This window comes from Nonomuraea longispora, assembly GCF_004348345.1.
GTDB lineage: Bacteria > Actinomycetota > Actinomycetes > Streptosporangiales > Streptosporangiaceae > Nonomuraea > Nonomuraea longispora.
The window spans coordinates 14,727-28,586 of sequence record NZ_SMJZ01000112.1; the positions used below are offsets into that span (position 1 = coordinate 14,727).

Annotated in this window: 12 protein-coding genes and 1 pseudogene; 8 read left to right on the forward strand and 5 right to left on the reverse strand. The window is 72.8% G+C overall.

From position 1 onward, the window contains the following. Positions 1 to 14: 14 nt before the first annotated feature. A complete protein-coding gene (locus E1267_RS26340) occupies positions 15 to 1,943 on the reverse strand; it encodes an FtsX-like permease family protein (RefSeq protein WP_132336010.1) in 1,929 nt (642 codons plus the stop codon). Then, entirely contained in the window at positions 1,940 to 2,617 is a 678-nt protein-coding gene (locus E1267_RS26345; protein ID WP_132336012.1) for an ABC transporter ATP-binding protein, read from the reverse strand. Before E1267_RS26345 ends, E1267_RS26340 begins: the two co-directional genes overlap by 4 nt. A 91-nt stretch (positions 2,618 to 2,708) precedes the next feature. On the opposite strand from E1267_RS26345, the gene E1267_RS26350 reads away from it, so the two are divergent. After that, on the forward strand, positions 2,709 to 3,356 hold the full coding sequence (locus E1267_RS26350) for a response regulator (RefSeq protein ID WP_132336014.1): 648 nt from the start codon (positions 2,709 to 2,711) through the stop codon (positions 3,354 to 3,356). Positions 3,357 to 3,421: 65 nt separating this feature from the next. Continuing rightward, positions 3,422 to 4,123, forward strand: a complete 702-nt coding sequence (locus E1267_RS26355; RefSeq protein WP_246064272.1) for a DUF4328 domain-containing protein — start codon at positions 3,422 to 3,424, stop codon at positions 4,121 to 4,123. 63 nt (positions 4,124 to 4,186) lie between these two features. Here E1267_RS26355 and E1267_RS26360 read toward each other — a convergent pair whose 3' ends face one another. Then, complete coding sequence (locus E1267_RS26360) at positions 4,187 to 7,816, reverse strand: DNA polymerase III subunit alpha (RefSeq protein ID WP_181957843.1); 3,630 nt, start codon at positions 7,814 to 7,816, stop codon at positions 4,187 to 4,189. Then, the gene (locus E1267_RS26365; RefSeq protein ID WP_132336018.1) at positions 7,816 to 8,082 is read right to left on the reverse strand and encodes a DUF6504 family protein; all 267 of its coding nucleotides are present in this window, start codon (positions 8,080 to 8,082) and stop codon (positions 7,816 to 7,818) included. Before E1267_RS26365 ends, E1267_RS26360 begins: the two co-directional genes overlap by 1 nt. A 281-nt stretch (positions 8,083 to 8,363) precedes the next feature. On the opposite strand from E1267_RS26365, the gene E1267_RS26370 reads away from it, so the two are divergent. Next, positions 8,364 to 9,989 carry a serine/threonine-protein kinase gene (locus E1267_RS26370; RefSeq protein WP_246064273.1) on the forward strand — a complete coding sequence of 542 codons (1,626 nt, stop codon included), beginning with the start codon at positions 8,364 to 8,366 and terminating at the stop codon, positions 9,987 to 9,989. Positions 9,990 to 10,033: 44 nt separating this feature from the next. On the opposite strand, the gene E1267_RS26375 is transcribed toward E1267_RS26370, so the two are convergent. Next, positions 10,034 to 10,621 (reverse strand): TetR/AcrR family transcriptional regulator, encoded by a 588-nt coding sequence (locus E1267_RS26375; RefSeq protein ID WP_342774884.1) that lies wholly within the window; start codon positions 10,619 to 10,621, stop codon positions 10,034 to 10,036. 236 nt (positions 10,622 to 10,857) lie between these two features. On the opposite strand from E1267_RS26375, the pseudogene E1267_RS46620 reads away from it, so the two are divergent. From E1267_RS46620 to E1267_RS26395, 5 genes and pseudogenes are all read left to right on the forward strand, one after another. Continuing rightward, positions 10,858 to 11,031, forward strand: a pseudogene (locus tag E1267_RS46620) (tylosin resistance protein TlrC); the annotation flags it as partial. Continuing rightward, positions 11,025 to 11,912, forward strand: a complete 888-nt coding sequence (locus tag E1267_RS26380) for a virginiamycin B lyase family protein (protein ID WP_165959791.1) — start codon at positions 11,025 to 11,027, stop codon at positions 11,910 to 11,912. The pseudogene E1267_RS46620 and the gene E1267_RS26380, both read left to right, overlap by 7 nt. A gap of 137 nt (positions 11,913 to 12,049) precedes the next feature. Next, complete coding sequence (locus tag E1267_RS26385) at positions 12,050 to 12,997, forward strand: quinone oxidoreductase family protein (RefSeq protein ID WP_132336020.1); 948 nt, start codon at positions 12,050 to 12,052, stop codon at positions 12,995 to 12,997. Between the two features lie 4 nt (positions 12,998 to 13,001). Then, a complete protein-coding gene (locus E1267_RS26390) occupies positions 13,002 to 13,619 on the forward strand; it encodes a LysE family translocator (protein WP_132336022.1) in 618 nt (205 codons plus the stop codon). A gap of 13 nt (positions 13,620 to 13,632) precedes the next feature. Continuing rightward, entirely contained in the window at positions 13,633 to 13,815 is a 183-nt protein-coding gene (locus tag E1267_RS26395) for a hypothetical protein (RefSeq protein ID WP_132336024.1), read from the forward strand. The last annotated feature ends 45 nt before the right edge of the window (positions 13,816 to 13,860 follow it).

A 13,860-nucleotide genomic window follows, 5' to 3' on the forward strand; every position in this document is an offset into this window, starting at 1 on the left:
GCCCCGCACGCCGGTCAGTCGGGGCGCGGCGCCGGGTCGGTGGTCACCGACCGCAGCAGCGGCCTGCTCAGCGCGCCTGCCCCCAACACGCCGGCGAAGCCGGCCACGACGCAGGCGAGCAGCGTGACCGCGCCCACCGTGCTGATCCCGCCGAGCATGAACGGCGTCGCGCAGAACACCCCCACCAGGATCGCGCCGCCGCCCATCACGGCCAGCGGGATGAGCGTCTCGGCGCGGCGGGCCTTGTCGAGCACCTCCAGCGGCGTGCCCGCCAGGCGCAGCAGCCCGTACGTCCGCCGCCGGTCCAGGATCGCCGACGCGGCCGTGATGCCCGCGCTGGCGATGGCCACCAGGAACGACACCGACAGCACGACGATCGTGCCCACGCGGACGTCGGCCAGGATCTGCACGCCGAAGCGCTGGTCGTCCGTCTTCGTCGTGGGGGTGCGGCCGGGGACGAGCCCGGCGAGCGCGGTGCGCGCCCGGTCGACGGCGGCGGCGTCGGCGGAGCTGCCCAGAGCGGCGACGACGACCTGGTCCGACGCCTCCACGGTGGCCGTCACCTTCGCCCGCTCCAGCCGCTCGCGCGCCTGTCCGGTCACCTTCGTCATCTGTCCGGCGGGCGCGGTGACCCGGAGCTGGGGCGGCCCGGTCTCGCCCTCGAACGCCCCCGGGCTGAGCAGGCCGAGGAAGCCCGCCACGAATCCGGTCAGCGCCACGCCGCCCACCGTGCGCCAGGCCGAGCGCGGGTCGTCCACCAGCCGCCGGCCCGCCAGCAGCCGGGCCGGCCTCCGCGCGCTCGCGGCCGTGATCCTGCCGATCATCCCCACCACCCAGGGCCCGGCCAGGTTGACGCAGAGGAACGCCAGCCCGAGCGCCACGGCGATGACCGTGACGCTGGAGCCCCTGGTCAGCATCGGGAACACGGCCAGCACCGCCAGCAGTGCGAGCACCCGTACGAACCGCATGGCGGGCGGGGTCTCCCGCCTGGCCACGCCGAGCGGGCTCACCACGACGCGCCGCAGCCCGATCACCGCGGACAGACCCACCAGCAGCGGCACCGCCACCAAAACCGCGGCCAGGACCAGCGGACCGGGGAACAGGTCGGCGGCGAACCAGGGGCCGCCCTGCATCTCGATGCCCGCCAGCAGCGGCACGGCCACGGCGAACGCGACCGTCCCCACGAGCGCGCCGGCCAGCGCCACGATCATCGCCTCGGCCACGGTCATGGCGACGACCTGGCCCGGCGTCGCGCCGACCAGCCGCAGCGCGGCCAGCCGCTGGTCGCGCCGGGCCACCGTGAGCCTGGCCGCGGCGCCGCCGAACACCAGCAGCGGCACCACCATGAGCACGCTCGCGATGAGCGCGAGCACCCGGTACGCCTGCGAGTCCTCGCTCGGCGCGCCCGCCAGATCGGCCACCTTGGCGGGCGGCTTGGAGATGACCCAGTCGTCGCTGCGTTTCGCGGTCAGCGCGGGCGCGCCGGGTTCGTGGCCGACGACGGCGACGAGTTCGTCCGAATGGATCAGCGCCTCGTCGCCGAGCACCCCCGCGGGATCGGGGTAGCGGTCGGCGAGCTCGGCCGCGGGCAGTCGCGCGGCCAGCTCGGCCAGCGCGGGCGAGAGCCACACCTCGCCGGGGGCGGGGAACCGCGGCATGCCGGGCGGGGCGGGCGCCCGGCCGAGCGCGGCCAGGTCGACGACGGTGATCGCCTGGTCGCGTACGTAGTCGTAGCGGGCCGCCTGGACGGCCACCGCGCCGGACGCCGCGGGCACCGGGTTGCGCCAGGCGCCGCGCTCGCCCCTGGCCTCGAAGGCGAAGTTCGCGGCCACGGCGAACAGCAGCAGCGCCGTGGACACGGCGACGGCGGCCAGGGTGAGCCAGGTGCCGAGCATCCCCTTGCCGCCGCCCTTCAGCAGCCGCCAGGTCAGTGCGAGGTTCACGCGCGCACCCCGCTCGGCACGATCAGGCCGTCGCGGACCTCGGCCGCGCGGTCGCACCACGCGGCCACCTCCGGGTCGTGGGTGACGACGATCAGGGACGCGTCGTTGTGCTTGGTCGCCTCCGCGAGCAGCCGCATCGTGTCGTGCCCTGTCCGCTGGTCGAGCGCCCCCGTGGGTTCGTCCGCGAACACCACGGCCGGGCGGCTCACCAGCGCCCTGGCGATGGCCACCCGCTGCGCCTGGCCGCCGGACAGCTCGCCGGGCCGCCTGCCCTCCATGGACTGCAGGCCGAGCGGCGCGAACCACTCGCGCGCCCGGCGCACGGCCTGCGCTCGCGGCACCCCGTCCAGCATGAGCGGGAGCGCCACGTTCTCCTCCGCGGGCAGCTCGGGCAGGAGCTGGCCGAACTGGAAGACGAAGCCGAAGCGGGTGCGGCGCAGCGCGCTGCGCCTGCGCTCGGACATGGTGTCGATGCGCCGGCCGAGCAGGTGCACCTCGCCCGCGTCCGGCTTCATGATCCCGGCCAGGCAGTGCAGCAGCGTCGACTTGCCCGAGCCGCTCGGGCCCATGATCGCCACGGCTTCGCCGGCGCGCACCGCGATGTCCACACCGCCCAGGGCGACCGTCTGCCCGAACCTCTTGGCCAGGCCTCGTCCAACAAGCACGTCGTTCATGAGGTCCAGCCTCGGGGCCGCCGGGGGTGCGGCGGATCGGCCGGGCGGCCAGAACCGCATCGGCCGAACGGCCGATCTCTAAAGTTGGGGCGTGACTATTCGGGTTCTCGTCGCCGACGATCAGCAACTGGTACGCACCGGCTTCCAGATGATTCTGGACGCGCAGCCGGACATTGAGGTCGTGGCCGCGGTGGCCGACGGCGCCGAGGCCGTGGCGCAGGCCCGCCGGCTCAGGCCCGACGTGTGCCTGCTCGACATCAGGATGCCCAAGCTCGACGGCCTGGAGGTGACCCGGGTCCTGGCGGGGCCGGGGGTCGAGAACCCGTTCCGGGTCGTCATCGTCACCACCTTCGACCTGGACGAGTACGTCTATGGAGCCCTGCGCTCAGGCGCGACGGGGTTCCTGCTCAAGGACAGCGGGCCCACGTTGCTGATCGAGGCCGTCAGGGCCGCGGCGGCGGGCGACGCGCTGGTGTCGCCGTCGGTGACCGTACGGCTGCTCCAGCACGTGGCCCAGCCCCGGCGTGCCCCGGCTCCGGTGAACGATCCGCTGACCGATCGCGAGCTGGACGTCGTACGCCTGATCGCCAGGGGCCGCACCAATCAGGAGGTGGCCGCGGAGTTGTTCGTGTCGCTGTCTACGGTCAAGACGCACCTCGGCAGCATCTTCGCCAAGCTGGGAGTCAGGAACCGGGTGGAGATCGCGGCGTGGGCGTGGGAATCCGGTGTGGTGAGCTGATTAACAGGAGGGCTCACGGGATACAAGTGAGTCAGAACCTCAGCGCATGGCCATGGGAGAACAACGTGCGCCACACCCAGGCATCGCCCGCGAGAGCCGCCCTCGCCGTACACGTGACTCTGGTCGCCCAGGTCCTTTCCACCGGCGCTCTCGTGATCTTCGAGCAGGCGCGGGGCCGCGACCTCGCCGTGCAGCTCGCCGCGTTCGGCGGCCGGCCCACAGGGGCCGACGCGGAGGCCGTTGTCGGGGCGGTGACGGTGTTCGCGGTGCTGATGATGCTGGTGGCGGGCACCTCCGTCGCGGTCGCCGCCGCCTACGTGACCTGGCTCGTGCGGGCCAGGCAGGCCAACGACCGCTCGGCCGCGACCGGCCCCGTGGCGGCCGCCTGGCTGATCCCGGGCGTCAACCTGATCGCCCCGGCCGTGCTGGTCGACGAGGTGTGGCGCGGCGCCCGGCCGCCCGCGGGCCGCCGCGGCCGGTGGCTGGCGCTGCTGACCGGCTGGTGGGTGAGCTGGCTGGCCATGCTGACGCTGGTCACCGTGCGACTGCCGCTCGGCTCGTCGGAGCTCGACCTGACGGGGGTGGGCCTGCTGGAGCTGACCTGCTCGGCGCTGGCGGCCCTGCTGTGCGCGGCCACCGTACGCGAGCTGACCCGGCTCCAGCGGGGCTCCCGGGCACCCCGGCAGGCGGAGCTCGGCACCGTACGCGCCTTCGCCCCCGAGCCGCGCCCGGCCCCGGGCTCCACTCCGATCGGACGCGCCGGCTAGGTCACCGCACCTGCGCGTGGTTCCCGTGAGGAAGGGACGCGTTCCCGCGGTGCGCTCAGTGATTCAGGCGGCGGTGGGGCCTGAGCTGCCCGGGCTGGCATGCCAGAGCCGCCTGGGCGGTTCGGTGACGGCGGGGCCGATGTCGGAGTAGGGCGAGAGCCTGAACCCGTTGGGATATTCGATGGCGCGGCCTCCGACCCCCGCGAGGTCCTCCTGAGTCTGGGTGATGGCGGCGCGGACCGCCTCGATGCCCTGGGAGCGCCGGAGCGCGTCGAGATCCACCAGGTTCCAGCAGTCGAGCGCGCGCACCGACACCGCCCGCGTGCCCGTGCGCCTGACCACTCCCCTGGCCAGCATGAGCCACGAGCCGAACACGATCGAGGCGTACCGCCCCTGCACCGACTCGAAGAACGTCAGGTCGACCGGCCCCGTCGAATCGTCGAGCGTGGCGAAGATGACCCGCCGGCCCGAGCGCACGGCGGGCGTCTGCGTCGCCACCTTGACGCCCGCGACCAGCACCTCCGTGCCGTTGCGCCGGCCGAGGAGGTCTCTGGAACGTACCACTCCGAGCGCGTCGAGCAGTTCGTCGTGGAAGCTGATGACGTGCCGGCTGACGTCGATGCCGAGGATCTCCAGCTCGGCCTCGACCATCTCCGTCTCCGTCATCTCGGGCAGCTCGCCCGGCGGGAGGTGCTCGCCGAAGCCGAGCGGGAGCTGCACGGACGGATGTTCCTCCCGGGAGGGCGGGGGCGCGTAGCGCCTGGACCTGCGCGGGCCGGCCCGCACCCCGGTCCCCGAAGCCCGGTCGAGCGCTCCGACCTGGGCGATCAGGTCGCGGCGGGTCAGCTCGCCAGGACGCCAGCGGGGCCCGCCCGGGTGCAGGTCGTGGAGCGCGTCCAGGCCGCCGACCTGGACGATCCGCTCGATCGTGGGCCGGGAGGGCCGGGCGCGGTCCCAGAAGTCGGCCAGCGAGGTGTACGGCTGCCCGGCGACCATGCGCTCGACCTCCGCCTCGCTCACCCCCTTGACCGCCGAGAACGGCACCCGCAACGCGTACCCCTTGCCGATCTCCTCCTGGCGGAAGCCGCGCCGCCCGGCCGGGCCGTCGCCCAGCTCGGACGGGCGCACGCGCACCCGCACGCGCGGCCCGAGCCGCTCGACCTGCCAGTCCTTGCCCGACTTGTTGACGTCGAGCTGAAGAATCTTGATGCCGCACTGCCTGGCCTCGTCGATGATGACGCGCGGTGGGTACATGCCGGGCTCGTGCGTGAGCACGCCGGCGAAGAACGCCGCCGTGTGGTGCCGCTTCAGCCAGGCCGACTGGTAGGTGGGCAGCGCGAACGCCGCCGCGTGCGCCTTGCAGAACCCGAACGCCCCGAACGCGTCCAGCACCTTCCAGGCGCGTTCGACGGCCGCGTCGCCGAAACCGTTGGCCCTGGCCATGGGCACGAACGTCCTGCGTACCCGCTCGCGCCCCTCCGGGGTGTCCAGGGTGCGCCGCAGCAGCTCGGCGAACGACAGGTCGCGCCCGGTCATCTCCGAGATGATCCTGAGCACCTGCTCGTGGAACACCACGACGCCGTGCGTCTCCTTCAGCGCCTCCCTCAGCCTCTCGTGGGGGTAGTACGGCTTGCGCCACCCGTGCCTGGCCTCCAGGTAGGGGGTGACCATGTCGGAGTTGACCGGACCAGGGCGGAACAGCGAGATGTCCACGATCAGGTCGTGCATCCTGCGCGGCTCCAGCTTGGCGACCAGCTCGCGCTGGCCGGGCGACTCGATCTGGAAGCAGCCGAGGGTGCGGCCGGCGCTGATCATGTCGTAGGTGTCCTGGTCGTCGTGGGGGACGTACTGGGTCTCCGGGTCGTCCCCCTGCTGGGTGTCCAGCTCGACCACGACGTCGTCGACCCGCTTGATCTCGCCCAGCGCGTACGCCAGCGCCGACTGCATCCGCACGCCCAGCACGTCGAGCTTGAGCAGTCCGGCCTCCTCGACGTCCTCTTTGTCGAACTGCGACATCGGGAACTCCAGCAGGCTGCGCTCCACCGGCGTCCTGTCGCGCAGCCCCGCGTTGCCGACCAGCACGCCGCACGGGTGCAGCGCGATGTGCCTGGGCAGGCCGTCGAGCTTCTCCGCCAGCCGGAACACCCGCTCCAGCCCCGCGTCGCCGAGCCGGCTCTCGCGCAGCTCGGGCAGGTCGTTCAGCGACGCGGTGATCTGCTTGGCCCTGATGTGCGGGAACGCCTTGGCGATGGCGTCGATCTCGTGCGGCGGCAGACCCATCGCGCCGGCGACGTCGCGGATGGCGCTGCGCGCCCGGTAGGTCTCCATCATGGACACGCAGGCCACGCGCGCCTCGCCGTAGCGCTCGAAGACGGCCTTGTAGCAGTCGAGGCGGCGGGCCGACTCGACGTCGATGTCGATGTCGGGCAGCCCGATGCGGCCCTCCGACAGGAAACGTTCCATGAGCAGGCCGTGATCGAGCGGGTTGACCTCGCCGATGCCGATGAGGTAGTTGACCAGGCTGCCCGCTCCGGAGCCGCGGATGGCGCAGCGGACGCCCATGCCGCGGATCATGTCGGTGATGCCGGCCACGGCGATGAAATATCCGGACAGCCGCTTCTTCTCGATGATGGCCAGCTCGTCCTGGAGGCGCAGCCTGGCGTCGGCCGAACGGTCGAGGCCGCGCGCGAGCAGGCCGTCCTCGAGCCGGTGACGCAGCAGCGGCACCGGGTCACGGCCGATCTCGGGCAGGTGCAGGTCGGGCGGGTCGTTCCGGAGCGCGAGCAGCCTGCGGGGGTCGATCGCGCACGCCTCGGCCAGCCGCCTGGTGGTGAACAGCAGCTTCGCCACCCGCTCCTGGTCGGCGCCGCAGACCTTGGCCGCGACCTGCCTCATCTCCTTGCCGCTCTTGAGGTAGGCGTGCGAGGTGGTGCGGTCGAGGTGGCGAGGGTGCAGCGGGACGAGCTGGCGGGCCGCGTCGAGCACGTCGCCGACCTGGTGGTCGGCCGGGTCGAGGTAGCGGGTGGCGTTGGTCAGCACGGCCGGCACGCCCATGGACTCGGCCAGCGCGAGCATGCGCACGGCCGTGATGGCGTCACGGAAGCCGTACTGGTCGACCAGCTCGATCACCACGCCGGGCACCGCGGCCCGCCACAGGCCGAGCAGCGTCCTGGCCTGCTCGTCGCGGCGTTCCGCCACCGCGCGGCCCACGTCGGACCTCGGGCCGAGCAGCACCACGAGCCCGTCGTCGGCGCCGAACCCGTGCTCGCCGCCGGGCCCGCCCGCCCACTCGCCGGCCAGCTCGCGGGTCAGCCTGGGCTCGCCCCGCTCACCGGCGTGATGGGCGGCCGTGACCAGGCGGCACAGGCGGGACCAGCCGCCCCCGCGGGCCAGCACCGTGACGCGGTCCTCCGCGCCGGGGCCGGTCCGGGGGCGGCGGGGCGGCGGCAGCCCTGGCAGCAGGCTGGGCGCCGGGACGTCGAGCGCGAGGTTCACGCCGAGCACCGGCGCGATGCCGGCCTCCGCGCACGCCTGGACGTGTTTGATCGCGCCGTAGAGCCCGTCGCGGTCGGTCAGCGCCAGGATGTCCATGCCGTGCTCGGCCGCCCGGCTCACCAGCGCGCGCGGGAAGGCGGTGCCGTAGCGCATGGAGTAGGCCGAGCACACGTTGAGGTGCGGGAACGGGGGCGCCATCAGTCCCACGCCCTCAGCAGCAGCCAGCCGTTGCCCGCGGTGTCGTAGCGCAGCTCGTAGGAGCCCGCCTCGCGGCCGGGGCCCGCCTCGACCCGCCAGAACCGGCGCTCGCCCGGATCGCCCTCGCTCGTCTTCCACCATTCGCGCGCGACCACCCAGTGGTCGAGGATCCGGCGCACGAGATAGAGGCGGTCGCGCCAGACGAACTGGGTCGGCTCGCCGTCTCTGGTCCACACCTCTATCGGATCGCCATAGAGTCTGCTCAAGACGCTTCTCCCCGCCGGCTCTGGTCTGCATGTGGAGCCGCCCGGGGGAAGGCGGGCGCTTACCTATCGAACATATGTTCTCAGCGTCCGGAACGCAAGTCGTTCACCTCCGCCCCCGAGGCTGCCCCTCTTCCCCCGTACGGGGGGAAGCATGCCGCAGCGTCTGTCGCCGGTCGGCCCGGCCCGTGGGGGCCGGGGGTCCGCGGCGGCGTACGCGCGGCCCACGCGGGTTCCGTACGGGTCTGCGCCGAGTGGGGCCGATATCGGTAAGCTAGCGCGGCGTGAGCGGTGAACCATCCAAGATCGGGCGCTACCGGCTGCTGAGCGTGCTGGGCCGAGGCGGGATGGGCACGGTCCACCTTGCCGAGGATCCCACCGGGCAGCGGGTCGCCGTCAAAGTGATCAACCCGGAACTCACCCAGCACGAGCAGTTCCGCATGCGGTTCCGGCGGGAGGCCGACGCGGCCCAGCGGGTGCGCAGGTTCTGCACCGCCGCGGTGATCGAGGCCGCGCTCGACGGCGACCAGCTCTACGTGGTCACCGAATACGTGCCGGGCCCCAACCTCGAGGAGGCCGTACACCGCTCAGGGCCCCTGCGCGGGTCCAGCCTCGACGCGCTGGCCGTCAGCGTCGCCACCGCGCTCATCGCCATCCACGGCGCCGGGGTCGTGCACAGAGACCTCAAGCCGTCCAACGTGCTGCTGTCGCCCGTCGGCCCGCGGGTGATCGACTTCGGCATCGCGCGGGCGCTCGACACGCTCGGCGGCGTCACGGGGACCGGCGAACTGGTCGGCACGCCCCGCTACATGGCTCCCGAGGTGCTGCGGGGCGAGCCGGTGTCCCCGGCCTGCGACGTGTTCTCGTGGGGCTGCCTGGTGGCGTACGCGGCCAGCGGGCGGGCGCCCTTCGGCGGCGAAACGCTGCCGGCGATCGTCTACCAGGTGCTCAACACCGAGCCCGACCTCAACGCCGTAGAACCCGGCCTGCGCGAGCTGGTCGGAGCCGCGCTGCGCAAGGATCCGGCGGCCAGGCCGACCGCGCAGCAGCTGCTCGACCACCTCGTCGGGCGGTCGGCCGCTCCCGAGCAGGCGGCGCAGACCGTACAGGTGACCTGGCAGCAGGCCGCCACCGCCCACACCGACGTGCGACCGGGCGCGGCGAAAGGGCGCGGGAAGCTGATCGCGGGGATCGCGGCGGCCACGGCGCTGGTCGTGGCCGGCGGGGTGACCGCGTGGACGCTGCTCGGCCCCGACGGGCCGCCCGACGACCTGCGCGTCCTCTACCGCGAGGACTTCACGCAGACCACCGGCGGCTGGAACGGCACCTACGACCCGGACCAGAGCTCCAGCTACGGATACCGCACGGACGGCACCTACGGGCTGGACGTGGAGGAGTACAACGAGGAGCGCTACGCGGAGGCGCCCATCCCCTTCCTCGTCGCCGAGCCCACGAGCACGCCCGACCCGTCGGCCACGCCCACGCCGATGTTGCCGTCGTCCGTCGTGGTCGCCGTCACCTCCGAGGTCAAGAAGGCGGTGGGCGCCGGTGAATACGGCGTCTACTGCCACAACCCCGAGGACGACACCTACTACGAGTTCGGGGTCGACACGAAGGGGCAGGCCAGGATCCGGCGCGTCTTCGACGGCGCCGGCGGCACGCTGGCCCAGCCGGTGCAGGTCGGCGGGCTGCCCGGCAAGCCCGCCCGCATCGTGGCGTCGTGCGAGCAGCGGGGGACGACGGTGCGGCTGACGATGTGGGTGAACGAGCAGCGGGTGCACCAGGTGGACGACCCCAACGGGATCGGCAACGGCCATGTGGGGTTGTTCGCGCGTACGCCGAAGGACGGCACGTCACTGCTGAAGACGGCGTTCGACGACTTCGAGCTGCGCGCCCAGAAGGAGCCCTGAGCGCGCGCCTCGAACCGGCGGACGGACTCCGCCCGTGGCCTCGCTCAGAGGACGCCGGCGCGGGCGGCGGCGAGCGCGGCGTCGGCGGCGCGGGCGGCGTCCTGCTCGCTCACCGGCTCGTGCGCGACGAACAGCCGGTAGTAGACGGGGGCGACCGCGACCCTGATCACCTCGTGGACGTCGACGTGGCCCGGCAGCTCGCCCCGCGTGACCGCCCGCCTGACCACCTCGGCCGACTGCTCGTGCCGCGCCGCGAAGAACGCGTGCAGCGCACGCGCCGCGTCGGGGCTCTGCATGGCGGCCGCCACGAACGCCGACGAGACCGGCCCCAGCCCGGGATCGTCGAACCCGCTGCGCACCAGCTGGACGATGCCCCGCAGGTCACCCTCGATCGAGCCGGTGTCGGGGATCGGCCACGGCTCGTCGGCGGCCAGGTCGAGAGCGTCGGAGATGAGCCCCGTGACGTTGCCCCACCTGCGGTAGACCGTCGTCTTGTGCACCCCTGAACGCTCGGCGACGTTCTCCACCGTCAAGCCCGCGTAGCCGTGCTCGCCCAGCTCGGCGAGCGTCGCCCGGCGTACGGCGTCGCGCACGCGCGCGCTCCGCCCGCCCGGCCGCTTGTTCGACTGCAAAATCTACTCCAGTTGCATTAATCTCCCTCGCATGACACACTAAAGCTACATCAGTTGCGATTGGAGTTCCATCCTGATCAGCCTTCGCAAGGTTTCCCAGTCCTACGGCGATCGCGCCGTGCTCGTCGACGCGTCCGTGGGCCCCGGCGAACGGGCGGGCGTCGTCGGCGACAACGGCTCGGGCAGGTCCACACTGCTGCGGACCATCGCCGAGCACGCTGCCGGGGCGGGAACACGACCTGCTGCTGCTCGACGAGCCGACCAACCATCTGTCGCCGGTGCCGGCCGAGGAGCTGGAGCAGGCGCTCGACGCCTACGGCGGCACGCTCGTCGTGGTGTCACACGACCGAGCCCTCACCCGGCGTTTCCGGGGCGACGAAATCATTCTCATGGGGGGAACCATATGTTGACCATGATCAGCGCCGGCGCTCCGTACGGCATCACGACGGGGGCGGACGGAGCCCTGTGGTTCACGCTCGTCCACGAGGGGCGCGTCGGGAGGCTGGTGCCCGGTCAGGAGCCGGTGATCCACCAGCTCGACCCGGCCGACGGCCAGCCGACCGTGATCGCGCCGGGTCCCGGCGGGGCCCTGTGGTTCACCGAGGGCAAGGGCGGCCGGGTCTGCCGCATCACCGCCGACGGGCAGGTGACGGCGTACCCTGCCGACTCCCCCTACGGCATCGTCGCGGGCCCGGACGGCGCCATGTGGTTCACCCAGATGCGGAGCGGCAGGATCGGGCGCGTCGCGGCCGACGGGACGCTGAGCGCGTGCGAGGTGCCGGTGGAGGGCGGCATGCCCGCGTTCCTCACGGCGGGGCCCGACGACGCCCTCTGGTTCACCCTCAACCAGGGCAACGCCATCGGCCGCGTGTCGATGGAGGGCAAGGTGACCGTTCACCCGCTCCCCACGGAGGGCGGCGCACCGGTGGGCATCACGCTGGGCCCCGACGGCGCACTGTGGTTCGTGGAGATCGGCGCGGGCCAGATCGGACGGATCGACACCGCGGGCGGCATCCGCGAATTCGCCCTTCCCGACCGGGAGGCCCGCCCGCACGCCATCATCACCGGCCCCGACGGCGCCCTCTGGTTCACCGAATGGGCCGCCGGCCGCCTCGGCCGCATCACGACCGACGGCGTCATCGACCACCATCCGCTCCCCCGCCTGCCGGACGGGCCTGACGGCGCACGCAGGAGCGAGCCGCACGGGCTGACGGCCGGGCCCGACGGGGCGATCTGGGTGGCCTTGGAGGCGGGCGCCCTGGCCCGCGTACCGTCCGGAACGGCGACCTGACCACCAGGCGGTCCGGGTGCCGGGGTGGAGGCTCACGGTATGCGGGCCGTTCCCAGGGGGAGTCCTGGGGCAGGGATCGCCCCGGCACGGTCGGGGCCGGTTGGAACCGGAGTGGCGGTGAAGGGTTGACTAGGGGCATGCACAGCATCGTCGTTTCCGCCCAGGGCGGCCCAGAGGTTCTCGAATGCGCCGAGCGTCCCGACCCGGTGCCGGGTGAGGGCGAGGTCGTGGTCGACGTCGCCGCCGCCGGGGTCAACTTCATCGACATCTACCATCGCTCCGGCGCCTACCCGCTCGACCTTCCCACGTCCATCGGCATGGAGGGCGCCGGCACGGTCTCGGCCGTGGGGCCGGGGGTGCGTGACCTCGCCGTGGGTGAGACCGTGGCCTGGGCCGACGTCATGGGGAGTTACAGCGGCAAGGTGGTGGTGCCGGCGGCCCGTGCGGTGCCGGTGCCCGATGGCGTGCCGCCCGACATCGCGGCGGCGGCGATGCTCCAGGGGATGACGGCCCACTACCTCACCCACTCCACGAACGAGGTGCGCGAGGGCGACCAGGTGCTCGTTCACGCCGGGGCGGGCGGCATGGGCCAGTTGCTGATCCGGCTGGCCAAGCTCAAGGGCGCCAAGGTGTACACCACGGTCTCCACCGACGAGAAGGGCGAGCTGGCCAGGCAGGCGGGCGCCGACGAGGTGCTGCGCTACGACGACTTCACCGACGCCCTGCGCGGCAAGATCGACGTCGTGTACGACGGGGTCGGCAGGACAACCTTCGACGGCGGCCTGGAGGTGCTGCGGCCGCGCGGCCTCATGGCCCTGTACGGCGCCGCCAGCGGCCCGGTCCCGCCGCTCGATCCCCAGACGCTCAACCGGAAGGGCTCGCTCTTCCTCACCAGGCCCACGCTCGCGCACCACATCGCGCAACGCGAGGAGCTGCTGCAACGCGCGTCCGACCTGTTCGGGTGGATCTCGGCGGGGCAGCTGCCGATCAACGTCTCGCGCCGCTACCCGCTGGCCGAGGCGCGCCGGGCCCACGAAGACCTCGCGGCCCGCCGTACGACAGGAAAACTCCTCCTTCTACCCTGACAGCATGGACATCGCGGGATCGGTGTTATCGTTCGCCGCCGTGGTCGCCCTGCTCACGCTGACCCCGGGCCTCGACACGGCCCTCATCCTCCGGACGTCGTTGCTGGCGGGCCGGAGGCCGGCCTGGGGCGTGACACTGGGCATCCAGCTCGGCACCCTGATCTGGGGTGTGCTCACGGCGGCGGGGCTGTCGGCGCTGCTGGCCGCCTCGGAGACGGCCTACCAGGTGCTGCGCTGGGCGGGTGTGGCCTACCTGGTGTGGATGGGCCTGCGCATGATCCTGACCAGGGCGGACGCGCACGGGCTGCCCGAGCAGCAGGCGGTCGGGTTCGGGAAGGGGTTCGGCCGCGGGCTGATGACCAACCTGCTCAATCCCAAGGTCGGCGTCTTCTACGTGGCCATGCTGCCGCAGTTCATCCCGGAGGGGGCGCCGCACGCGGTCATGGGGTTGCTGCTGGCCGGGGTTCACGTGGTCGAAGGGCTTCTGTGGAGCGTCGCGCTGATCTGGTTCGCGTCGCTGATGAGCGGGTTCCTGCGCTCGCCCCGGGTGCGGCGGTTCCTCGACCGGCTGACCGGCGTCGTCATCGTCGGCTTCGGCGTGCGCCTGGCGTTCACCGACTGATCGGAGGCGTCTCATGCCGCCCCGATCAGTCGGTTCCACCGCCGACAACGTCTCCTCCTGGGTCAACCGCACCGGCAGCGTCGCCGTCCTGATCGACCTCGACGGCAGGCAGTCCCGTCCGTTGTCCCCCGGCCGGTCCCTGGAGGAGCCGCCCTACGCGTACGACTCCGTCGACGTGGTGACCTGGCCGCGGTGACCGGTTCCCCCGCCGGAAAGCGGTGATCAGAGGTCGGGCTCCGGC

Coding starts and splice junctions, on each gene's coding strand:
- E1267_RS26345 (WP_132336012.1), bottom strand. CDS start 2,617: ATGAACGACGTGCTTGTTGGACGAGGCCTGGCCAAGAGGTTCGGGCAG.
- E1267_RS26360 (WP_181957843.1), bottom strand. CDS start 7,816: ATGGCGCCCCCGTTCCCGCACCTCAACGTGTGCTCGGCCTACTCCATG.
- E1267_RS26380 (WP_165959791.1), top strand. CDS start 11,025: ATGTTGACCATGATCAGCGCCGGCGCTCCGTACGGCATCACGACGGGG.
- E1267_RS26385 (WP_132336020.1), top strand. CDS start 12,050: ATGCACAGCATCGTCGTTTCCGCCCAGGGCGGCCCAGAGGTTCTCGAA.
- E1267_RS26390 (WP_132336022.1), top strand. CDS start 13,002: ATGGACATCGCGGGATCGGTGTTATCGTTCGCCGCCGTGGTCGCCCTG.
- E1267_RS26395 (WP_132336024.1), top strand. CDS start 13,633: ATGCCGCCCCGATCAGTCGGTTCCACCGCCGACAACGTCTCCTCCTGG.